Source organism: Sphingomonas sp. (assembly GCF_024508665.1).
Classification (GTDB): domain Bacteria; phylum Pseudomonadota; class Alphaproteobacteria; order Sphingomonadales; family Sphingomonadaceae; genus Sphingomonas.
The window spans coordinates 260,918-282,519 of sequence record NZ_JANINP010000004.1 but is presented as its reverse complement, the minus strand read 5'-3'; the positions used below and the strand labels follow the sequence as shown (position 1 = coordinate 282,519).

Sequence of the window (21,602 nt, the reverse complement as noted above, 5' to 3'; positions counted from 1 at the left end):
GTCGTCCTATCGTGTCCGCGGCACTGACGGGTTGCCGGGCGTCGCCGCGTCCTTGCCCAGCGCATCCCTGGCGAGTTCGCCGATCCCGCCCAACGTCCCGATCAATTGCGTAGCCTCGACCGGGAACAGGATCGTCTTGGCGTTGGGCGAGGTCGCGAACTGCCCGATCGCCTCGACATATTTCTGCGCAATGAAATAATTGATTGCCTGAGTGCTGCCGCCTTCGATCGCGTCGGACACCGCTTTGGTCGCGGTAGCTTCGGCCTGGGCGGAGCGTTCTCGCGCCTCGGCATCGCGGAACGCGGCTTCCTTGCGGCCTTCGGCCTCGAGGATCTGCGCCTGCTTTTGCCCTTCGGCGCGGTTGATTTCGTTCTGCCGCGCCGCTTCGGATTCGAGGATGGTCGCGCGCTTCTCGCGCTCGGCCTTCATCTGGCGAGTCATGGCGTTGACGATATCGGCGGGCGGGCGGATGTCCTTCAGCTCGACACGCGTGATCTTGACGCCCCAGGCCTCGGTCGCATGGTCTACCACGGATAGAAGACGCGCGTTGATCTCGTCGCGCTTGGACAGCAATTCGTCGAGGTCCATCGATCCCATGACGGTGCGCAGGTTGGTCGTCGCCAGCTGCATGATCGCGACATAGAGGTCGCTGACTTCATAGGCCGCCTTTGCCGCGTCGAGCACCTGGAAGAACACCACCCCGTCGACCGCGACCATCGCATTGTCCTTGGTGATGATCTCCTGACCCGGAATGTCGAGCACTTGCTCCATCATGTTCACCCGGCGGCCGATACGGTCGAACAGGGGCGTGATGAAAGTCAGGCCGGGTTGCGCGGCATACGTGAACTTGCCGAAGCGCTCGATGGTATATTGATAGCCCTGTCGTACGACTTTGACCGAACTGAAAATGGCGACCAGCACAACGCCAGCAACCAGCAATCCGATGATTGCACCCATCACAACTTCCCCCAAAGTGCGTCCGGCTCGACCGCCGATCTGGCCCGGATAGTAGCAGATCGTGGGCGCCAATATAGCGAAATGCGACTCGCGCGCCGCACCCCTAGCTAATCGTAAGGCTCGCGTTTACATGGACCGCCAACCCGCGATTCGACAGATTGGCACTCCCCATGAATATCCGCCTCGGCCTGACCTTTGACGACGTATTGCTCGTACCGGCAGAGTCCGAGGTGCTGCCGAGCGAGGCCGATACCGCGACGAAGCTGACGCGTGGCATCACGCTATCGATCCCGATCCTGTCCTCGGCGATGGACACGGTGACCGAAGCGGACATGGCGATCGTCATGGCGCAATTGGGCGGGATCGGCGTGCTCCACCGCAACCTATCGGTGGAAGAACAGGTCGCCGCGGTGCGTGCGGTCAAGCGCTATGAAAGCGGCATGGTGGTCAATCCGATCACTATCGCGCCCGATGCGACGCTGGCCGAGGCGCAGGCGCTGATGGCGCATCACCGTATCAGCGGCATCCCGGTGACCGAAACCGACGGCAAATTGGTCGGCATCCTGACCAATCGCGATGTTCGCTTCGCCGGCAATCCCAAGCAGCCCGTGTCCGAATTGATGACCAAGGACAACCTCGCGACTGTCGCCACCGGCGTGAAGCACGAGGAAGCGCGTCACTTGCTTCACCAGCGCCGGATCGAGAAACTGCTGGTGGTCGACGACGATTTCAAATGCGTCGGGCTGATCACCGTCAAGGACATCGAGAAAGCCGTCACCTATCCAAACGCGACCAAGGATGAGGCTGGCCGGTTGCGGGTCGCCGCGGCGACCACGGTCGGCGACAAGGGCTTCGATCGCACCGCGGCGCTAGTTGATGCCGAACTCGACCTGGTGGTGATCGATACCGCGCACGGCCATAACAAGGACGTCGCTCGCGCGGTCGAGCGTGTGAAGAAACTGTCGAACTCGGTTCAGGTGATCGCGGGCAATGTCGCGACGGGCGAAGCGACACGCGCGCTGATCGATGCCGGTGCGGATGGAATCAAGGTCGGGATCGGCCCGGGATCGATCTGCACGACGCGCGTTGTGGCTGGCGTGGGCGTTCCCCAGCTCACCGCAGTGATGGATTGCGCGGAGGTTGCGGCCAAACATGGTGTGCCGGTGATCGCCGACGGCGGCATCCGCACCTCGGGCGATATGGCCAAGGCACTGGCGGCGGGCGCCTCGACCTGCATGATCGGGTCTTTGCTCGCGGGGACGGAGGAAGCGCCGGGCGAGACCTTCCTGTATCAGGGGCGCGCATATAAGTCCTATCGCGGCATGGGCTCGGTCGGCGCGATGGGGCGCGGGTCGGCGGACCGCTATTTCCAGGGCGATATCAAGGACCAGATGAAGCTGGTGCCCGAAGGGATCGAAGGCCAGGTCGCGTTCAAGGGGCCGGCGAAGGACGTCATCCATCAGCTGGTCGGCGGCATCCGTGCCGCGATGGGCTACACGGGCTCCCGCACCATCGCTGATCTGCAGAAGCGCGCCCAATTCGTCCAGATCACCGGCGCGGGCTTGCAGGAAAGCCATGTCCATGACGTGACGATCACGCGCGAGGCGCCGAACTACCCGACGCGATGACGCCTGGGGGGCGCCTGTCGGCGGCGATCGAGCTGCTCGACGCCATCATCGTCGCCGCGCGCGAAGGCGGTGCGGCCGCGGATACGCTGATCGCCCGTTATTTCGCGACGCGACGCTATGCCGGATCGAAGGACCGTCGCGCTGTGCGCGAATTGGTCTATGAAGCCATCCGCCGCTTCGGCGAGCCGCCCCCATCCGGGCGCGCGGCGATGGTCGCGCTGGTCGGGATCGATCCCGCGGTCGCGGCGATGTTCGACGGCTCGGCGCACGCGCCGCCAGCGATCGACCCGTCCGAACCGCGCGCGGTCGAATCGCGCGTGCCTGGCTGGTTAGGCCGGCAATTGGCGGAATCGGGACTGGATCCGGCCGATATCGCCAGCCTGATCGATCGCGCACCGCTGGACTTGCGGGTCAATCGGCTGCGGGCGACGCCCGCCGGGCTGGTCGACCAAATCGCCGAGGCACGCCTGGTCGACGGCGCGCCCGATGCGTTGCGGTTGCCGACCGGCACCATGGTCGATCAGCTGCCGGCCTGGCGGGATGGCCTGATAGAAATCCAGGACGTCGGCAGCCAGATGGTGACTGCGGCTGCGCGAACACAACCCGGCATGCAGGTGATCGACCTGTGCGCCGGCGCCGGCGGCAAGGCGCTGGCGCTGGCTGCCGCGATGGACAATCGCGGAATCGTGTTGGCGAGCGATGTCGATCGCGCACGACTGTCGCGGCTCGCGCCCAGGGCGGAGCGTGCCGGCGCGACGATCATCGAGACGCGCTTGCTCGATGGCGATCGCGAAGCCACCGCGCTGGAGGATTGGACCGATCGCGCCGACATCGTGCTGATCGACGCGCCCTGTTCGGGCACGGGCACCTGGCGACGTAATCCGGAAGCGCGCTGGCGGCTGAGCCCGCCGCGGATCGCTCGCCTAACCGCGACGCAATCCCGCCTGCTCGATCTTGGCGCGACCCTTGTCCGGCCCGGCGGCGCTCTCGTCTATATCGTCTGCTCGCTGCTCGACGCGGAAGGGGCAGGGCAGGTTGATCGGTTCCTTGCCGATCACCCCCAATGGACCGCCGAGGTGCCGATCGCGCAGGGTCGTCCGCGTGGCGCGGGTAAACGCCTCACCCCGGCGCACGATGCGACCGACGGCTTTTTTGTCGCGCGGCTGATCCGGCCATGCTAGCCGATAATATTGTGCCCCGTGTGGAGAAGATCATGCGTTTTTCGCCCGTAGCGCTCGCAATCGCTTTGGCGGGATTGAGCGTTTCGACTTCCTTGCAAGGCCAGCGCGCGGATGCGCAGATCGACCCGCGGTCGATGGCCTTGCTGATGCAGGGCCGCGCGGCCGCCGCGTCGGGGAACCTGGATGGCGCGACCGACCTGATCGAAACCGCATTGGCGGTCGACCCGCGCAACCGGGCCGCTTTCCTGGAACTCGCCAGCGTCGCGACGCGCCAGGGCCTGCCGGGCAAGGCGATTCGGCTATATCGTGAGGCGCTGACAATCGAGCCCAACGATCTGACCGCGTTGCGGGGGCAGGGCGAAGCGTTGGTCGCCAAAGGGGCGATGGAAGCGGCGCGCGAGAATCTGGCGCGGATCAAGACCTTGTGTGCCAAGAAGCCGTGCCCGGAAGCGACGACCTTGGCGTCGGCTATCGCCAAGGGTCCGCCGCCGAGCGCGGAGGTGGCCACCAAGGTGCCGGACAAGCCAGAAGCGGCGAAGTAACGAATTTCTAATCGCCTCTCCCGCTCGCGGGAGAGGTAGGGGCCCGCCGCCGAAGGCGGTGGGAAGGTGAGGGTCTTCTTTCTCTTTTTGGCGTTGAGCCGCCTGGAAGAAGAAAGAAGACCCTCACCCAACCCTCTCCCGCAAGCGGGAGAGGGCTAAATGCACCGCGCAAGCGCGACAAAGTCGGCAACCGACACAGTCTCTGCACGTCGTGCCGGATCGATCCCGACTTTCTCCAGCGCTTCAAGCGCGCCGGGAACGCTCTTCAGGCTTTGACGCAACATCTTGCGGCGCTGGCCGAACGCGGCAGCTGTCAAGCGCTCCAGCTTGGCAAAGGCAACGCCTTCGGGCTGCTCGCCGGGCACGATATGCACCACCGCCGACATCACCTTGGGCGGCGGCGTGAATGCCGAGCGATGAACGTTCATCGCGATCCGCGCCGACGACCGCCACTGCGCGAGCACCGCGAGACGACCATAGGCATCACTGTCGGTAGTGGCGACGATGCGCTCGGCCACTTCGCGCTGGAACATCAGGGTCAGGCTTTGCCACCAGGGCTGCCAGTCGGCCGACAGCCAGCGGACGAGCAACGCGGTACCGACATTGTATGGCAGGTTGGAAACCACGTGCGGCCGCCCCGCGAACAGCGCCGGCGCGTCGACCTCCAGCGCATCGCCTTCGATGACCCGGAGCTTGCCCGAATACGCGGCTTCGAGTTCGGCCAGCGCGGGCAGGCAGCGCCGGTCGCGTTCGATCGCCGTGACGCTGGCACCGGCGGCGAGCAAGGCCCGGGTCAATCCGCCGGGACCGGGACCGACTTCGAGCACTTCGGCATCGGTCAGATCGCCGGGGATCGCCGCGATCCGCGCGAGCAACTGCCCGTCGAACAGGAAATTCTGGCCGAGCGCCTTCGACGCCGACAGGCCATGGCGCGCGATAACCTCGCGCAATGGCGGTAGATCGGGCGTCACGCCGCGATGAGCGCGTCGGCGCGGCGCTGGGCGGCTTCGGCGGCGAGGCGAAGAGCGGCAATCATCGCGCCCGGCTCGGCGCGGTCCTGGCCGGCAATGCCGAAAGCCGTGCCGTGGTCGGGCGAGGTGCGGACGATCGGCAAGCCGAGCGTGATGTTGACGCCTTCGTCGAAATGCAGCGTCTTGAGCGGCACCAGTGCCTGATCGTGATAGCAGCAGATCGCCGCGTCATAGGTTGCCCGTGCGCGGGCATGAAACATCGTGTCGGCGGCCATCGGGCCGGTCGCGTCTATTCCCTGTGCCACCAGCGCTTCCACCGCCGGAATGATCACGTCGATTTCTTCGCGCCCGATCGCCCCTTGCTCGCCGGCATGGGGATTGAGCCCGGCAAAGGCCAATCTGGGGCTGGCAATGCCGAAGTCGCGCGCCAGCGCACGGGCAGTGACCAGCGCCTTGGCCACAAGCAGGCCAGTGGTGATCAGCCCCGGAACCTGGCTGAGCGCGACATGAGTCGTCGCCGGCACCACGCGCAATGTCGGGCCGGCGAGCATCATCACCGTCGCGCTGGCGGCGACACCGACGCGTTCGGCGACAAACTCGGTCTGGCCGGGATGGGTGAAGCCGATCTGATAGAGTTGTGCCTTCGATACCGGGCCCGTGACCAGCGCACCGGCGACCCCGGAGCGGGTCAGCCCGGTCGCCAGCTCGAGCGAATGCAGCGCGCAACGCGCGCCCTCCAGGTCCGGACGGCCGGGAACGATCTCTCCAGTGTCTTCGACCGTCAGTACGGGCAAGGCGTCGTCGAACGCGGCCGACGCGCCGTTCGGCGAGTCGATATGCACCACCGGACCGTCCCAGACGCGCGCGATCGCACGAACGTCGCCGACCGCGAAAAACGGCATCAGCCGCTCCTCGCGTCGGCGGGCCCAGGCCTTGGCGATGATTTCCGGACCGACCCCGGCAGGATCGCCCATCGCGACTGCCAGCGGGGGTAGGGCCGTCATCTTCAGACCTCCGTCAACGATACTCGACGATCGCGTCGCGCCTCAGGTCGCGCAGGATCTTCTGCGCGCGCTTGTTCACGCGTTCCTGTTCCATCTGATATTGCAGATCGGCCGCGTTCGGCAGCGTCGGCGCCTTGGCGTCGTCGCGTCCGCACAATACGAGCACGCTGACACCTTCGGACGGCGATCCGAACGGTGGCGTCGCCTGGCCGATCTGCATATTCAAGACCATCTGTTGCAGGGCTTGGGGCAAATCGCGGACGGTCAGCGAGTCGTTGTCGACCACTTCGGCGCCCATGCCAGCCGCCGCCTGGTTGGCGGCGCCGCAGCCGTTGATCGCCTGGGTCGCCTTGGCGAAGTCCGCGGCGCGGCTCTGGGCCTGCTCCTGCGTCGTCCCGGCCGGGAAGGTGATCTTGACCTGCTTCAGACTGAGCTTGGCCGCGAGCGGATCGATCCCCAGTACCTGACGCTTTTCCGCCAGATAAAGGATGTCATACCCACCAGGCAGCTCGATCGGCCCGGCAAGCTGCCCCGGTTGCATCTGCGACGCGGCGGTCGCAATTTCGCTGGGCAGCATCGCGGCCCTTACCCAACCGAGGTCGCCTCCGCTCGGACCAGTGGTGGTTTCCGACTGAGTCTGGGCGAAGTACCGGAAGGTCTGCTTCCCATCTTTCATCGCCTGCATCATGCCCTGCATGCCGGCGACGACGGCCTGCGGATTGGTGCCCGCGCTCTTATAGATTTCGTAGAGGTGATATTCCTCGGTACCCTTGTCCTTGGTCATGCGATCGAGGATCGACTGCACTTCCTCTTCGCTGACGTTGACGCGTGGCTCCACCGTGCGGCGAAGATAGCGCTGCCAGGCGAGTTCGCCTTCGATCTGCTTGCGCACCGAGCGTTCCGACGATCCGATCGAGCGCAGGAAGGCGCCGAACTTTTCCGGCGGCTGGTTGAAATTCTTGGCGACGCGGCCCATCGCCTGGTCGATCTCCGCCGAGGTGATCGTGATGTCGCTGGTCTTCGCTTCCTGGATCTGCAGCACTTCGTCGATCAGGCCGCGCAGCACCATCAGCCGCAGCTGGTCGCGCTCCTGATCGTTGAGCTGATATTGATTGGCGGCGATGATCAACGCCATCCGCTGGTCGACATCGGTGCCGGTAATCACCACGCCGTTGACGATCGCGGTTGGCTTGCGGACGTTGGGATCGAGCTTGCCGAAGATCTGCAGGTTCTCGGGAATATCCAGGCCGGTCTGCGGCACGCCGTTATCGGGTACGGTCTGGGCAATCGCGGCGCCGCTCGCCGCGATCATCGCGCCGGCCCCAAGCGCAAGCGCGATGCGCGCCGAAGTCGAGAAAATTTTCACCTGAAAGAAACCCCATGAACAACCGGGCGCACCCGACAAACTATCTACGCCTGCCCGATTTCGCATGAACCCATGCTTAGCGACCCAAATTCTTGAACGCCAGCGTCAAGAGGAAGCTGTTGCCGGCGCGGGCGTCGCCGGTATCCTGATAGTCGCGTTTCCAGGTCAAGCCGAGCCGCAGGCAGTCGTCTTCATATTGTACGCCGAGTCGGTGCCGGATCGGCACAAACCCGTCCGCCAGCGACTGCGGGTCCTCGTTCTTGTCGGTGAGGTCGATGGTCGTCGATCCGAAGATCGACCAGAAGCGCGCGAAGCCGACCCGCCCGCCGACCCGCAATTCTTCGCGATCGCGCAGGTCCTCCAGCGTCGGGGCGATATTGCGGTTGAGGCGAAGATAACCGACCAGCAAATAGGTGCGCTTGGTCCCGACAGTCGCGTCGACCTCGTTACGACGGATCGCGAGATTATCCTTGTCGAGCCGATAGCGGTGAACGAACGAGACGAAATCGCGGAACCGCACCTCGGTGCGGCCGACAATGTCGGACCAGCGATCGGTCAGGCCGGTACCGTCAGGGAAGATGGTCGGCTTGCTCGACAAGCGATAGCTCTGTCCGATCGTCGCGTTGATCGAGATACCCGGCAGGTCGAGCGAATAATCCAGGCCGTACGTGAACCGCGTCGAGTCCTCCCACCGGTCGTAACCGGGGAAGCGGTTGAGGGCGAACAGGTTCGAATCCTCGAGGTCGACCGCACGCGCATCCTCGTTGGGAACCTTGAGGTTAGGCGTCGCGGGCGAGGCAACGACCTGAAACCGCGGAGTCAGTCGCTGCGTGCCACCCAGGAATTCGCCGACCAGCGGCCATTTGACGTCAAGCGCCAGCGCCGCGATGGCGCGTGCCTGGAAGCCGTTCTGACCCCGATAGCTGATGACGGTGGTCGCGGCGGTGTCGCTGGCATTGTAGAGATCGCCGCGGGCGAAGGCGGTCAGCGTCACTTCCTGACCCCACGGCGTTATCCGGCGCAAATCCCATTGCGCGCTGACAAAGGCACGCTGCGTGTCCTGCCCGGCGGTGCGCGCGATGCTGAGCGTGTTCGCCTGGAGGTTGAGGCGGCCGCCGAGAATGCCATCGATCCGCCGACGATAGTCGAATTCGGGCAGGGCGATCGGCTGCAGCCCCTGGCGATCGCCGAGCCGCAACGTCTGCACCAGCCAGCCGTTGATCGCGAAATAGCTGTTGGCGTCGATCCGCTCGATGCTGAAGGTCGAGCGAAGGCGGTCGTCGTTGGAAATTTCGTAGCGGCGCAGGAAAGTACGGTCGGTGGTGATCCGGAGCGAGCCCGAAACCGACCAATTCGGATCGAGCTGATACCGCGCGACACCATCCAGATAACCGCGGAACGCATTCTCCGTCGTCGCCGGCGTGGGTGTCGCGAGCAGATCGCTTCGCGGAGATACCGTGCCGTAGCCCGTGATCCTGAACGCGCCCTTGGTCGACAATTGCTCGTATTGCGCCTGAATCATCGGCGCGACGCTGGTGAACAGACGCGGGGTAATCGTCAGGCCCTTATTGTCCGCGAGCCGGAAATAATAAGGGACGCCGACTTCGAACCCGTTGGTACGGCTATAGCGAATATCCGGGCTGAGCAGGCCGCTTTGCGCGCCATTGCCGACCGGGGTCGACAATTTGGGCAGCGGAACGGTGGCGAAGCCGAACAGGTTGAAGCGCGCGCCGGTGAAATAGATCCGCTCGCGATCGGGGCGATAGACGACCTTGACCGCCGTGACCTTCCACGAGGGCTCCTTGGGGCACCCTTCGGAATCGGTCACCGAACACGGCGTATAGGCGGCCTGGCGCAAGGTGACGACGCCACTCTCGCTGCGCTCGCCCTTGACCGCCGCCAACCGCCCGCCTTGTTCCAGCACGACGAGCATATTGTCGACGACGCCGTCCTTGAGCGAATCGGTCAGGTCGATCTGATCGCCATAGGCCGTATCACCCTGAGGATTGGTCACCGCGATGTTACCGATCGCCGTGACCTTGCCGGTCTTGCGGTTCCATACGACCTTGTCGGCGCGCAACTTGTCGCCCTGACGATACATCCGCACGTCGCCGGTCGCCGTCACTACCTCCGTGTCGGTGTCGTATTGCAGCGTGGTGGCGGAGAATTGCACCTGGTCGGGGTCGGCCGATGCCGGCGTTTCAGACGGCGGCGGCAGCTCGACCGGCCGGTCCTGAAGGTCCTGCGCGCACGCCGGTGTCGCGGCCGCAAGCGCGAGAAGAATCGCCGAGCCGGCCAGAAATGCGGAACGCGTGACGATCACCAAACACCCTTTTTCCGGCGACGGTCCCTGACATGCCGGGCCGCCGGTATCGCATCCATGCCGCCGATCCGCAATTGCCGGGGCCGGCCTTTGCAGCCAGCGCAATAGCGGCCTAGAGAGGCGCGTCCAGCACGCATTTCGTGTTTTTGATTGAGGTTGCATTCCATGAAGATCGAGTTCGCCGCCACGCTGCCTGTCGCCGATGCACTGGTTATCCCGGTGCAAAAGAACGGGCTCGACACGGCGATTGGCGGCCGTAGCGGTCAGGAAGTGCTCGCGGCGGCCGCGGCGGCCGCGCGGTTCGAGGGCGAAGCGGGCTCGATTGCCGAAGCGTTTGTTAGTGCCGATGGCGCGGTGAACCGCATCCTGTTGCTCGGCGTGGGCGACGGCAGCGAGATGGATTGGGAACGCGCGGGAGGCGCCGTCACAGCACGGTTGCTGACCAATGCGATCAGCGCGGCGGTCGATCTCGGCGCGGTCGCGCCCAGTGCACCCGCGGTCGGGCGGTTTGCCGGCGCGCTGGCCCAGCGCGCCTGGCGGATCGATACCTATCGCACCAAGTTGCCCGAAAAGCAGAAGCCGACCTTTGCCGAGGCCACGATCGTCGGCGCTCCCGATGGCGCCGAAGCAGCCTGGCAGCACAATTTCGCGGTGACCGGCGGCCTCGACCTTACCCGTACTTTGGTCGCCGAGCCGCCCAACGTGGTCTACCCGGAGACTTTCGTCGAGCGCGTGCTGGCGAGCGTGGAAGGTCTCGGCCTGGAAGTCACCGTGCTCGGGCCGGACGAGATGAGCGAACTCGGCATGGGCGCGCTGCTCGGCGTGGCCCAGGGCTCGGCCAAGGAAGGGCGACTTCTGGCGCTCAAATGGAGTGGTAAAGGACCGGGCGATCCCGACCTCGCTCTCGTCGGCAAGGGCGTGACCTTCGACACCGGCGGCATTTCGCTGAAGCCGGGGCCCGGCATGGAAGACATGAAGTGGGACATGGGCGGCGCCGGCGCGGTCGTCGGCGCGATGAAGGCGCTGGCGTCGCGCAAGGCCAAGGCGAACGTTATCGGCGTCTGCGGCCTGGTCGAGAACATGCCCGACGGCAACGCGATCCGGCCCGGCGACGTCCTGACCTCTATGTCGGGGCAGACGATCGAAGTGCTCAATACCGACGCCGAAGGGCGGCTGGTGCTGTGCGACTGCGTTACCTGGGTGCAGCGCACGCATCATCCCAAGGCGATCGTCGATCTCGCCACCCTGACGGGGGCGATGATTATCAGCCTGGGCAACGAGCATGCCGGCGTCTTCGCCAATGACGATACGCTTGCCGACCAGTTGCTGGCCGCGGGCCGCGCGTCGGGCGACCTGTTGTGGCGTTTCCCGATGAGCGATGCGTACAACAAGCTGATCGATTCGCCGATCGCGGACATGAAGAATGTCGGTCCGCGCGGCGCCGGATCGATCACCGCGGCGCAGTTCATCGGCCGCTTCGTCGAACCCGCCGTCAAATGGGCGCATCTCGACATTGCCGGCATGGTCTGGGCCGACAAGGCGGGGAACACCTATGACAAGGGCGCGACCGGCTTTGGCGTGCGCCTGCTCGACCGCTTCGTTGCGGACAATTACGAAGGCTGACCCGGATTACCCTTCCGCTTGCGGGAGGGATTAGGGGAGGGGGTGTGGGGAAGGTCAACAGACCCTCCCCAAACCTCCCGCAAGCTGGAGGGGAGCTTTTCTTGCAAGTCGATTTCTACCACCTCACCGTCACCCCGCTCGACCGTGCCTTGCCCAGCATCGCCCAGCGCGTCGTGGCGGGCGGGGGACGGTTGCTGGTGGTCAGCGACGACGCGGCCCAGCGAACGGCGATCGACCGCCTGCTCTGGACGTTCGCCGCCGACAGCTTCCTACCGCACGGCCAGGCCGGCGGCGAGGACGACGCGGTTCAGCCGGTGCTGATCGCCGATACGCCTGTTGCCACCAACGCGGCGCGCAATATCGCGCTGATCGATGGGCGATGGCGCGATGAAGCGCTCGATTTCGACCGAGCGTTCCATTTCTTCGACGGCGATCGCATCGTCGAAGCGCGTGAGGCGTGGAAATCGCTTGCGGCGCGCGACGGCGTCGAGCGCAATTACTGGAAGCAGGACGATAACGGGCGCTGGTCGAAGGCCGCCTGAACTCGACTTCGAACCGAACGCGCGGGTTGCATCCGGCACGCTCCCCGCCTAGGGAGCCGCCAGTTTTCCACAGCCCCAGCAATAGAGGAGCGAGCGACCGCCATGGCCGCCAACCGCACGTTTTCGATCATCAAGCCCGATGCCACCCGCCGCAACATCACCGGCGCGGTCACCAAGATGCTGGAGGAGGCGGGTCTCCGCGTCGTCGCGTCGAAGCGCATCCACATGACCCGCGAGCAGGCCGAAGGCTTCTATGCGGTGCACAAGGAGCGTCCGTTCTTCGGCGATCTGGTCGACTTCATGATCTCGGGCCCGGTGGTCGTCCAGGTGCTCGAAGGCGAGAACGCCGTTCAGCGCAACCGCGACATCATGGGCGCCACCAACCCCGAGAATGCCGCGCCGGGCACGATCCGCAAGGAACTGGCCGAATCGATCGAGGCGAATACCGTCCACGGATCGGATTCGGACGAGAATGCCGCGATCGAGATCGCGTTCTTCTTTACGCCCGAAGAAATTGTCGGCTGACGCCGATTGGCGACTGAAGCGAGCGACCGCGGCCGATGCCGCGGCGCTTTCGCTGGTCGCCTCCGCCTGTTTCCTGGAGACCTTCGCCGGCATCCTTCAGGGTGCCGACATCGTTGCGCATTGCGCGAAGGCCAATCACCCGGACGCGTTTCGGGATTGGGCCGAGGCGGCGGCTAGCCGCGTCGTCGTCGCCGAGATCGCCAACGGCGCAGCGCCGATCGGCTATTCGGTGCTGACCACGCCCGATCTGCCTGCGGTCGAAACCGGCGCCGACGACATCGAACTCCGCCGCATTTACACGCTGTCGCGCGCGCATGGTACCGGACTGGGTCCGGCGTTGATGGCGCAGGCGCTGCTCGATGCGCGAGGACTGGGCTGCAAGCGCATGTTGCTCGGGGTCTATGCCGGCAACGATCGTGCCCGCGCATTTTACCAGAAGCAGGGCTTCGCCAAGGTCGGCGAACGGCAATATCAGGTCGGCGCTACATTGTGCGACGACGTGATTTACGCGCTACAGCTTTGATCGGGTGACGCCGGGCGCGGACGGGCGGCGCCTATTGTTCCGCCGGTTTTTCCTTCGCCCATAGGGCATCGAGCCGCGCCGGGCTTCCGCCACGCTCGGCCAGGCTGGCGCCTTCGAGCTCGAGCTTGCGGCCGCCGAGCAGGCGCCCGGCTGTTTTCCACCGGACCTGATAGATCGCCCGGTCGGTCTTCTTCGTGTCGCCGTCCCACCAGGTCGCGGTGATAAGCACAGGGAGGCGGCCTTCGCGATTGTCGGCGCCCTTGTCGGTGACCTTGAGCAAGGCGCGCTCGAACCAATTCGCGTCGATCTGCGGGCTGGTCAGCCCTGTTTGCGTATCGACGCCTAACGCTGGCGGGAAGGTGACATCGATCTCCTGAATGCGGTGATCGGGGTCGTTGAGCGTCAGCACATGGCTGCCGCTGCGGGACGCGGTGAAGGCGACGAGCGATTTCTCCTTGCTTTCGGTCGCGCGTTCGGCCTGATCGGCCTTGCGATCCGACCGGCTCATCCACAAGCCTGCGGCCGATATCAGCAAGGCGGCGATACCGACCCATTCGGCCAGCGATATCCAGCGTCGCCGGATCGCCGCCTTTTCGGCGCGTTCGGCGGGAGTTTCGGAAGGCGGCGATGGGGGAGCGGATTCGGTCATCGTCCGCCGGCCTCCAGAAGGCGACGCGGCGCCACCATTTCCCAGCTCATCGCGATCCTGTCCTCGACGCGCTGCCAATCTGTCGCGTCGCCGTTCAATTCCATCCCGATCCAGCCCGACGGGCCAAGATAGGGCGGCACGTGATAGAAATCGGGGTCCATCTCGACCAGAATCGCCTGCTCCTCACGCCCGCTGGTCTTGACGATGACCGCAGTGTGGCCGTCGCCATGATGGTTATGCCAGAAATAGGCGTAGACCTTACCCTTCTCGATGAAGAAGGCCGGCGATCCATGTGACAGCTTCTCGGCTGCTTCCGGAAAGGTCATGCAGATCGCGCGGATCCGCTTCAGGTCAGCGTCGGGATCGGGACTCATCGCGCCGCGAAATCTGCCAGAACCCGCGGGTAAAGGCGATGCTCTTCCGCCAGGACCCGCTCAGCCAGCGTGTCGGCGTCGTCATCCGGCAGAATCGGCACCCGTGCTTGTCCCAGCACTTCGCCGGCGTCGAGTTCCTCGGTCACGATATGCACCGAGCATCCCGCTTCCTCGTCGCCTGCCGCGATGGCGCGCGCGTGCGTGTCGAGGCCCTTATATTTGGGCAGTAGCGACGGATGAATATTGATGATGCGCCCACGCCATTCGGCGACGAACTCATCCGACAGCAACCGCATATAGCCGGCCAAAGCCACGATCTCGACGCCGGCTTCGCGGAGCGCAGCGGAAATCGCCGCTTCATAGGCGAGTTTACCGATGCCTTTAGGCGAAAGCGCGAAGGTCGCAATGCCGTGCTCGCGCGCCCAGGCGAGACCGGGTGCGTCGGGCTTGTCCGACGCGACGACCGCGACTTCATAAGCGTCGCCGGCCTGCTCGACGATCGCCTGCATGTTCGACCCGCGGCCGGAAATCAGGATGCCGACTTTTTTCAATTATTACCCTCCCGGAAGCGGGAAGGGAGATGAGGTTCACGCATTATGCGTAGCCGTCCAATCGGCGCGGGCGCTCCAGGTGCCGGCCGAACCGACTACCGTACAACCGCGCTGGCCCGCTTCGATCGCACCGATCCTCAGCACCGTCTCGCCCGCGACAGTCAGCGCCGCCGTCACGGCCTCGGCCTCGGCCGCAGCGACCACGACGGCCATCCCGACCCCGCAATTGAACGTGCGCGCCATTTCTTCTGGTTCGATCGCGCCCTGCGCCTGCAGGAACGCCATCAGCCGTGGCTGCTCCCATGCGTCAGCGTCGATCCGCGCATGCGCGCCATCCGGCAACACGCGCGGAATATTCTCGAGCAACCCGCCGCCGGTGATGTGCGCCAACCCCTTGATCCGGCCTTCCGCGATCAGCGGTAGCAAGCTCTTTACATAGATGCGCGTCGGCGCCATCAGCGCGTCGATCAGCAGCGTATCGGCATCGAACAGGGCGGGGCGATCGAGCTTCCAGCCCTTGTCCGCCGCCAATCGCCTGACCAGCGAATAGCCGTTGGAATGAACCCCTGAGGAGGCGAGGCCCAGAATTAAGTCCCCAGCCGCGATATCCTTGCCAGTCAGCACCCGGTCGCGCTCGACCGCGCCGACGCAGAAGCCGGCGAGATCGTAATCGCCGTCGGCATACATGCCGGGCATCTCGGCGGTTTCGCCACCGATCAATGCACAGCCGGCGATGCGGCAGCCCTCGGCAATACCCGCCACAACGCGCTCGGCGATCGCATTGTCGAGCTTGCCGGTCGCGTAATAATCCAAGAAGAACAACGGCTCGGCGCCCTGCACGATCAGGTCGTTGGCGCACATCGCGACTAGGTCGATACCGACGCCGTCGTGTCGCCCGCTGTCGATCGCGAGCTTCAGCTTGGTGCCGACGCCGTCATTCGCCGCGACGAGCAACGGGTCGTTGAATCCCGCCGCCTTGAGATCGAAGAACCCGCCGAAGCCGCCGAGATCAGCGTCGGCGCCGGGCCGGCGCGTCGCCTTGGCGAGCGGCCCGATGGCGCGTACCAGTGCGTTTCCGGCCTCGATGGACACGCCCGCCTGGGCGTAAGTGTAGGGCTCATTCTCGCTCATACGGACGCGACTAGCGACAACACGCTTGGATTTCCACGTCTGCTTCGCCAAAAGGGCGCCGACATGCGCCGCAGCCGTTTCTTCCATGCCTCCGCTTTAGCCGCGGCCCTCGCTCTTGCCGGCGCTGCCGGGATGGTCGCCGCACAAGACGATAGCGGCGACAAGATCGACACCAACCAGCCGATCGACGCATCGGGCAGCTATCAGGTCGATAATGTCGATGTCGACGTGAGCGGCCCGGATGCCGAATCCGCGCGGATCGCCGGGTGGCGCCTTGCCCAGCGCAAGGCCTATCAGATGTTGTCGTCGAAATTCGGCGGCGGCGGCGGCGTACCGGCGGACAGCGTGCTCGATTCGATGGTCACCGGCATCGTCATCCAGAACGAGCAGATCGGCCCCAATCGCTATATCGCCAAACTCGGCGTGCTGTTCAGCCGAGCGCGGCTGGGCGGACTGATGGGCGCGGTCGGCGACATTTCGCGGTCCGCGCCGATGCTACTCATTCCGGTCCAGTGGTCCGGCGGCAGTGCGGTCGCATTCGAGCAGAAGACGGCCTGGGCGGATGCCTGGCAGCGATTCCGGGCCGGCGACAGCTCGGTCGATTACGTCCGCCCGACCGGCGTCGGCGCCGATTCGCTCTTGGTCAATGAAGGCCAGGCCGGACGGCGCGATCGCGGCTGGTGGCGCAGCGTGCTCGACCAATATGCCGCGGCCGACGTGCTGGTGCCGTCGGTCACGCTCTATCGCCAATGGCCGGGCGGCCCCGTCGTCGGCGTGTTCGAGGCGCGCCACGGCCCCGACAACGATTTGATGGCGCGATTCGCCTTGCGCGTCGACAGCGAAGCCGGCGTGCCGGCACTGCTCGACGCTGGCGTGAAGCGGATCGACACCATCTATCAGGACGGATTGCGCAACGGCGCGCTCGGCGTCGACCCCAGCCTCGCTTATATTCCGCCGCCCCAGGCGACACCGACGGCAACCCCAACGCCGACCGATACGCCGACCGGCGAGGCGACGACTGCCGATGCCACGACAGCGGTCGCAAGCGGCGCTGCAATCACCCTCCAGTTCGATACGCCGAGCGCCGCCTCGGTATCGGCAATCGAGGGCGCGGTCCGCGGCGTGCCCGGCGTCAGCGGCGCTAACACCACCAGCATGGCGATCGGTGGCGTGTCGGTGATGCGGCTCAACTATAGCGGCGATCCGGGGGCTTTGGCGTCAGCGCTCGAAGCGCGGGGTTTCCAGGTCGGCCGCAGCGGCGCGACGCTCCGGATCCGGCGGCCCACTTTGCCGCCGCCGTCGGTCCCGTCGGAAGACCGACCGACCGGATGAGCCAGCAATTCGGCCTGCCGCTGGCTTGGCCGCCCGGACCGGGCGACGACGAGTTCCTCGTCACTCCGTCCAATGCCCATGCCTTTCATCAGCTCGAACATTGGGGAACCTGGCCGGTGATGACCGCCTTGCTGGTCGGTCCGCGCAAGTCGGGGCGCAGCCTGCTGGCGCGGGTCTTCGCCAGCCGGAGCGGCGGCAGGATCGTCGACGACGCCGATCTGCGGCCGGAAAAAGAGCTGTTCCATGCCTGGAATGAAGCCCAGGCCGCGCGGCGCCCGCAATTGTTTGTCGCCAATGCCGCGCCGCCGGCCTGGAAAGTGGGCATCCCCGATCTGCGTTCGCGGCTCGCCGCCAGCCCGATCGCCGAGATCGGCGCGCCCGACGATGCGCTCATGCAGGCGCTGCTCGAACGGCAATTTCTGCGCCGGGGACTCGATGCGCGGCCGGACCTGATCCAATGGCTGATCGCGCGCCTCGAACGTAGTTTCATTGCGGTGGAACGTGTCGTCGACGTGCTCGATCAGGAGGTACTCGAACGCCGCAAGCGCTTGTCGATTCCACTGGCAAGGGCCACACTGGCCGAGGCGGGAATCATTGCCCAGCCGTCCGCAGCCGACACCACCCAACAAGGTGAAAAATGACTCGCCCCGCCCATATCGCGCGCCTCGCCAACGATGACGATCCGTTCGAGAGCGGCGAAAGCGGCGAACGCTATTTCAACCGCGAGCTGTCCTGGCTCGCCTTCAACCGCCGGGTGCTCGAAGAGGCGTGCAACACCGCCCACCCTTTGCTCGAACGCGTGCGGTTCCTGTCGATATCGGGCTCCAATCTCGACGAATTCTTCATGGTCCGCGTCGCCGGGCTGATGGGTCAACAGAAGCAGGAGGTCGAGCGCCGCTCGCCTGATGGCCTGACCACGCGCGAACAACTGGCCGCGATCGTCGCCGGCGCCGATTCGCTGGTCGAGGATCAGCGCAGCGTCTGGCGTGACCTGCGTCACCAATTGGCCGAGGCGGGAATCCATGTGCTCGGCTCGCGCCAGATCGACGAGGCGGTTACGGCGGATGAGGCGGCTTGGCTCGAAAACCATTTCCGCGAACAGATTTTTCCGATCCTGACGCCACAGGCGCTCGACCCCGCGCACCCCTTTCCGTTCATGCCCAATAAGGGGCTGGCGGTAATCTTCGACCTGACGCGCGCGTCGGACGGCGAGATGATCCGTGAACTGGTCATGCTGCCCGCGGCGATGGCCCGCTTCGTGCGGCTGCCGGGTGAGCCGGCACGCTATGTCGCGGTCGAATCGCTGGTGAAGCGCTTCTCGACCTTGATCTTCCCGGGATACGCGGTGAACGGCGCGGCCGAATTCCGCGTCTTGCGCGACAGCGATATCGAGATCGAGGAAGAGGCGGAGGATCTGGTCCGCTATTTCGCCAATGCGATCAAGCGGCGGCGGCGCGGGCGGGTGATCCGGCTCGAACTCGAATCGGGCATGCCCGAGGCACTGGGCGTGGTATTGCGCGAGGAGCTGGCCGGGGGCGATGCGTTCGTCACCGAAAGCGGCGCTTTCCTGGGCGTCCACGACCTCGAGGCGATCATCGACGAGAATCGGCCGGACTTGAAGTTCGTGCCGTTCAGCCCGCGTTTTCCGGAACGTATCCGTGAATTCGGCGGCGATTGTTTCGCGGCGATCAAGGCCAAGGATATCGTCGTTCATCACCCCTATGAGACGTTCGAGGTGGTGATCGAATTCTTGAAGCAAGCGGCGGCCGATCCCGACGTCGTCGCGATCAAGCAGACGCTCTATCGAGCCGGCAAGCAATCAGCAGTCATCAACGCGCTGATCGCGGCGGCCGAATCGGGCAAGTCGGTGACGGCGGTGGTCGAGCTGAAGGCGCGGTTCGACGAGGAGCAGAACCTGCTCTGGGCCTCAGCGCTCGAACGCGCGGGGGTCCAGGTCGTTTATGGCTTTTTCGACTGGAAGACGCACGCCAAGGTCTCGATGGTCGTGCGGCGCGAGGCCGGCGAATATCGCACCTACTGCCATTTCGGCACCGGCAACTACCATCCGGTCACCGCACGAATCTATACCGATCTCAGCTTCTTCACCGCCGATCCGGAAATCGGCCGCGACGCCGCGCAGATATTCAACTACGTCACCGGCTATGTCGAACCGACGCTGAAACTGGTCGGCATCTCGCCGCGCGACATGCGCACGCGGCTGACCGCGCTGATCGATGCCGAGATCGCCAATGCCAATGAGGGGCGGCCGGGCGCGATCTGGGCGAAGATGAATTCGGTGGTCGACCCGGCGATCATCGAGAAATTATACGAAGCGTCCAATGCCGGCGTGGAAATCGATCTGATCATCCGCGGCATCTGCTGCTTGCGGCCCGGCGTACCCGGCATGTCGGAGAATATCCGGGTCAAATCGGTGATCGGGCGTTTCCTCGAACACAGCCGGATCTGGTGTTTCGGCAACGGAAAGGCGCTGCCCAATGACGGTGCCAAGATCTTCATCTCGTCGGCCGACTGGATGCCGCGCAATTTCGATCGCCGCGTCGAATATATGCTGCCGATCCTCAACCCGACCGTGCACGACCAGATCCTCGATCAGGTGATGGTCGCCAACCTGATCGATACCGAGCAGAGTTGGGTTCTGCATGCAGACGGCACCTATGATCGTGTCGAGCCGGGTCCGCGGCCGTTCAACCTGCACCGCTATTTCATGACCAACCCGTCTTTGTCGGGGCGGGGTGCCGCGCTGGAAGGTGGCGCGGTGCCGAAATTGTCGCTGACGCGGCGCCGTTAGCGTGGCGACTCTCCTGTTCCGCAAGCCGAGACCCGAATCGGCCACATCGCCGCCCCGCGCGGCCATCATCGACATCGGATCGAACTCGATCCGGTTGGTGGTCTACCAAGGACCCGCGCGGCTGCCCGCGACGCTGTTCAACGAAAAGGTCATGGCGGGGCTGGGCCGAGGGCTTGCCGAAACGGGCCAGTTGGCGCCCGAGGCGTTGGAGCTCGCGATCGAGGCGCTCGAACGGTTCGCCGCATTGTGTCGCGAAATGGAAGTGGAGAGCCTGCGGACGGTCGCGACCGCAGCGGTGCGCGACGCCGGTAACGGGCAGGTGCTGCTCGACGCCGCGGCGCGGATAGGACTACCGGTGGAAGTGCTGTCGGGCGAACAGGAAGCCACCGCCGCGGGAATGGGCGTGCTCTCCGCCATTCCTGATGCCGATGGCATCGTCGGTGATCTTGGCGGCGGCAGCTTGGAACTCGTGCGCGTCAAGAAGGGGGAGATTCGCGACCGAGTGTCTTTCCCGCTCGGCGTGCTCCGCATCGCGGCACTGCGTGCCAAGGGCAAAGGGACGATCGACCGCCGCGTCGCCAAGCTGGTCGAACAAGCCGGTTGGTCTGGCAAGGGCAAGGGACTGCCGCTCTATCTGGTCGGCGGATCGTGGCGCAGCCTCGCGCGGCTCGACATGAACTTGCGGCATTATCCACTGCCCATCATCCAGCAATATGCGATGTCGCCCGCCACGATCGGCCGGTTGGTGCGCAGCGTCAGCCACAGCGGCAAGGGGACGCTGAAAGCCGTACCCGGAATCTCGTCGCAGCGCGCGCCGATGCTCAACGACGCTGCGGCGCTGCTCGCGGCCTTGCTTCGTCACCTCAAGAGCGATCGCACGATCGTCTCCAGCTTCGGCTTGCGCGAAGGCTTGCTGTATGAAGCGCTCGATGCCGAAACGCGCCGGCAAGATCCGCTGATCGTCGCCACGCGCGAGGAGGGGAGGCGGCTTGGCCGTTTTCCCGAGCATGGCGACCTGCTCGATCGCTGGATCTCGCCCTTGTTTCAGGACGCGCCGACGATGGAGCGGCTGCGTCGCGCCGCTTGTCTGCTCGCCGATGTTGGCTGGCACGCCAATCCGGAATTCCGCGCTGAGCGCGGTGTCGAGATCGCGCTGCACGGCAATTGGGTGGCGGTCGACGGCCGCGGCCGCGCGTTGATCGCACAGGCGCTATGGACCTCGCTGGGCGGTGGCACCGGCACGCCCGAGCCGCTCAACGTGCTGGCACCGGCGCTAGACCTCAAACGCGCTGCGCAATGGGGATTGGCGATGCGCCTCGGACAGCGCTTGTCGGGCGGTGTCGCCGGGCCCCTGGAGCGGTCCAAACTGGGCGAAGACGGATCGGCGCTGACCCTGCATCTCGCACCGGGCGATATCGCGCTTTACGGCGAAGCCGTGCAGAAGCGCCACGCGGCGTTGGCCGCAATCTGCGATAGGACGCCGCTGCTCACCAGCTAGGCCGAGGCAGGCGTCAATCGCGCCTTGTCACTTCGCCAACCGCGCGGTGCCGCCGCCTGCGCATCCGTATCCG

The 21,602-nt window shown here is 65.3% G+C and carries 20 protein-coding genes; 11 read left to right on the top strand and 9 right to left on the bottom strand.

All coding sequences use genetic code 11. The annotated features are described in order from the left end of the window. Positions 1-6: 6 nt before the first annotated feature. On the bottom strand, positions 7-957 hold the full coding sequence (locus Q0L25_RS08525) for an SPFH domain-containing protein (protein WP_296613334.1): 951 nt from the start codon (positions 955-957) through the stop codon (positions 7-9). A 170-nt stretch (positions 958-1,127) separates the two neighbouring features. Between Q0L25_RS08525 and guaB the strand changes: the two genes are divergently transcribed. Genes guaB through Q0L25_RS08510 form a run of 3 tightly spaced genes read left to right on the top strand, consistent with a single transcriptional unit; the run spans position 1,128 to position 4,308 of the window. Continuing rightward, positions 1,128-2,585 (top strand): IMP dehydrogenase, encoded by a 1,458-nt coding sequence (gene guaB, locus Q0L25_RS08520; protein ID WP_296613332.1) that lies wholly within the window; start codon positions 1,128-1,130, stop codon positions 2,583-2,585. Continuing rightward, complete coding sequence (locus tag Q0L25_RS08515; RefSeq protein ID WP_296613330.1) at positions 2,582-3,766, top strand: RsmB/NOP family class I SAM-dependent RNA methyltransferase; 1,185 nt, start codon at positions 2,582-2,584, stop codon at positions 3,764-3,766. The genes guaB and Q0L25_RS08515 overlap by 4 nt, the downstream gene beginning before the upstream one ends. A 32-nt stretch (positions 3,767-3,798) precedes the next feature. Then, positions 3,799-4,308: a tetratricopeptide repeat protein gene (locus Q0L25_RS08510; RefSeq protein WP_296613328.1), complete on the top strand. Its 510-nt coding sequence runs from the start codon at positions 3,799-3,801 to the stop codon at positions 4,306-4,308. 155 nt (positions 4,309-4,463) lie between these two features. Here Q0L25_RS08510 and rsmA read toward each other — a convergent pair whose 3' ends face one another. The 4 genes from rsmA to Q0L25_RS08490 all read right to left on the bottom strand — a co-directional run bounded on the left by rsmA (position 4,464) and on the right by Q0L25_RS08490 (position 9,972). Continuing rightward, positions 4,464-5,279: a 16S rRNA (adenine(1518)-N(6)/adenine(1519)-N(6))-dimethyltransferase RsmA gene (gene rsmA, locus Q0L25_RS08505; protein ID WP_296613326.1), complete on the bottom strand. Its 816-nt coding sequence runs from the start codon at positions 5,277-5,279 to the stop codon at positions 4,464-4,466. Beyond that, positions 5,276-6,283 carry a 4-hydroxythreonine-4-phosphate dehydrogenase PdxA gene (gene pdxA, locus Q0L25_RS08500; RefSeq protein ID WP_296613324.1) on the bottom strand — a complete coding sequence of 336 codons (1,008 nt, stop codon included), beginning with the start codon at positions 6,281-6,283 and terminating at the stop codon, positions 5,276-5,278. The genes rsmA and pdxA overlap by 4 nt, the downstream gene beginning before the upstream one ends. Before the next feature lie 13 nt (positions 6,284-6,296). Beyond that, a complete protein-coding gene (locus Q0L25_RS08495) occupies positions 6,297-7,649 on the bottom strand; it encodes a peptidylprolyl isomerase (protein ID WP_296613322.1) in 1,353 nt (450 codons plus the stop codon). A 76-nt stretch (positions 7,650-7,725) separates the two neighbouring features. Further along, positions 7,726-9,972, bottom strand: a complete 2,247-nt coding sequence (locus tag Q0L25_RS08490; RefSeq protein ID WP_296613320.1) for an LPS assembly protein LptD — start codon at positions 9,970-9,972, stop codon at positions 7,726-7,728. Between the two features lie 165 nt (positions 9,973-10,137). On the opposite strand from Q0L25_RS08490, the gene Q0L25_RS08485 reads away from it, so the two are divergent. The 4 genes from Q0L25_RS08485 (at position 10,138) to Q0L25_RS08470 (ending at position 13,185) form a co-directional block, all read left to right on the top strand. Next, complete coding sequence (locus Q0L25_RS08485) at positions 10,138-11,595, top strand: leucyl aminopeptidase (protein WP_296613318.1); 1,458 nt, start codon at positions 10,138-10,140, stop codon at positions 11,593-11,595. Positions 11,596-11,696: 101 nt separating this feature from the next. Further along, positions 11,697-12,137: a DNA polymerase III subunit chi gene (locus Q0L25_RS08480; protein WP_296613315.1), complete on the top strand. Its 441-nt coding sequence runs from the start codon at positions 11,697-11,699 to the stop codon at positions 12,135-12,137. 102 nt (positions 12,138-12,239) lie between these two features. Continuing rightward, on the top strand, positions 12,240-12,662 hold the full coding sequence (ndk, locus tag Q0L25_RS08475) for a nucleoside-diphosphate kinase (RefSeq protein WP_066819859.1): 423 nt from the start codon (positions 12,240-12,242) through the stop codon (positions 12,660-12,662). Next, positions 12,652-13,185, top strand: a complete 534-nt coding sequence (locus Q0L25_RS08470) for a GNAT family N-acetyltransferase (RefSeq protein WP_296613313.1) — start codon at positions 12,652-12,654, stop codon at positions 13,183-13,185. The genes ndk and Q0L25_RS08470 overlap by 11 nt, the downstream gene beginning before the upstream one ends. A gap of 31 nt (positions 13,186-13,216) precedes the next feature. Here the strand turns inward: Q0L25_RS08470 and Q0L25_RS08465 are convergent, their stop codons facing one another. The 4 genes from Q0L25_RS08465 to purM all read right to left on the bottom strand — a co-directional run bounded on the left by Q0L25_RS08465 (position 13,217) and on the right by purM (position 15,890). Then, positions 13,217-13,834, bottom strand: a complete 618-nt coding sequence (locus Q0L25_RS08465) for a hypothetical protein (protein WP_296613312.1) — start codon at positions 13,832-13,834, stop codon at positions 13,217-13,219. Further along, entirely contained in the window at positions 13,831-14,208 is a 378-nt protein-coding gene (locus Q0L25_RS08460) for an MmcQ/YjbR family DNA-binding protein (RefSeq protein ID WP_296613310.1), read from the bottom strand. Before Q0L25_RS08460 ends, Q0L25_RS08465 begins: the two co-directional genes overlap by 4 nt. Further along, entirely contained in the window at positions 14,205-14,717 is a 513-nt protein-coding gene (gene purN, locus Q0L25_RS08455) for a phosphoribosylglycinamide formyltransferase (RefSeq protein WP_296613414.1), read from the bottom strand. Before purN ends, Q0L25_RS08460 begins: the two co-directional genes overlap by 4 nt. 78 nt (positions 14,718-14,795) lie before the next feature. Beyond that, entirely contained in the window at positions 14,796-15,890 is a 1,095-nt protein-coding gene (gene purM / locus Q0L25_RS08450) for a phosphoribosylformylglycinamidine cyclo-ligase (RefSeq protein ID WP_296613308.1), read from the bottom strand. 63 nt (positions 15,891-15,953) lie between these two features. Between purM and Q0L25_RS08445 the strand changes: the two genes are divergently transcribed. From Q0L25_RS08445 to Q0L25_RS08430, 4 genes are read left to right on the top strand one after another with little or no spacing between them, the layout of a single operon-like run. Then, on the top strand, positions 15,954-17,222 hold the full coding sequence (locus tag Q0L25_RS08445; RefSeq protein WP_296613306.1) for a heavy-metal-associated domain-containing protein: 1,269 nt from the start codon (positions 15,954-15,956) through the stop codon (positions 17,220-17,222). Continuing rightward, on the top strand, positions 17,219-17,863 hold the full coding sequence (locus Q0L25_RS08440; RefSeq protein ID WP_296613304.1) for a chromosomal replication initiator DnaA: 645 nt from the start codon (positions 17,219-17,221) through the stop codon (positions 17,861-17,863). The genes Q0L25_RS08445 and Q0L25_RS08440 overlap by 4 nt, the downstream gene beginning before the upstream one ends. After that, on the top strand, positions 17,860-20,031 hold the full coding sequence (locus Q0L25_RS08435) for an RNA degradosome polyphosphate kinase (RefSeq protein ID WP_296613302.1): 2,172 nt from the start codon (positions 17,860-17,862) through the stop codon (positions 20,029-20,031). The genes Q0L25_RS08440 and Q0L25_RS08435 overlap by 4 nt, the downstream gene beginning before the upstream one ends. A 1-nt stretch (position 20,032) precedes the next feature. Further along, positions 20,033-21,529 (top strand): Ppx/GppA family phosphatase, encoded by a 1,497-nt coding sequence (locus Q0L25_RS08430; RefSeq protein WP_296613300.1) that lies wholly within the window; start codon positions 20,033-20,035, stop codon positions 21,527-21,529. The last annotated feature ends 73 nt before the right edge of the window (positions 21,530-21,602 follow it).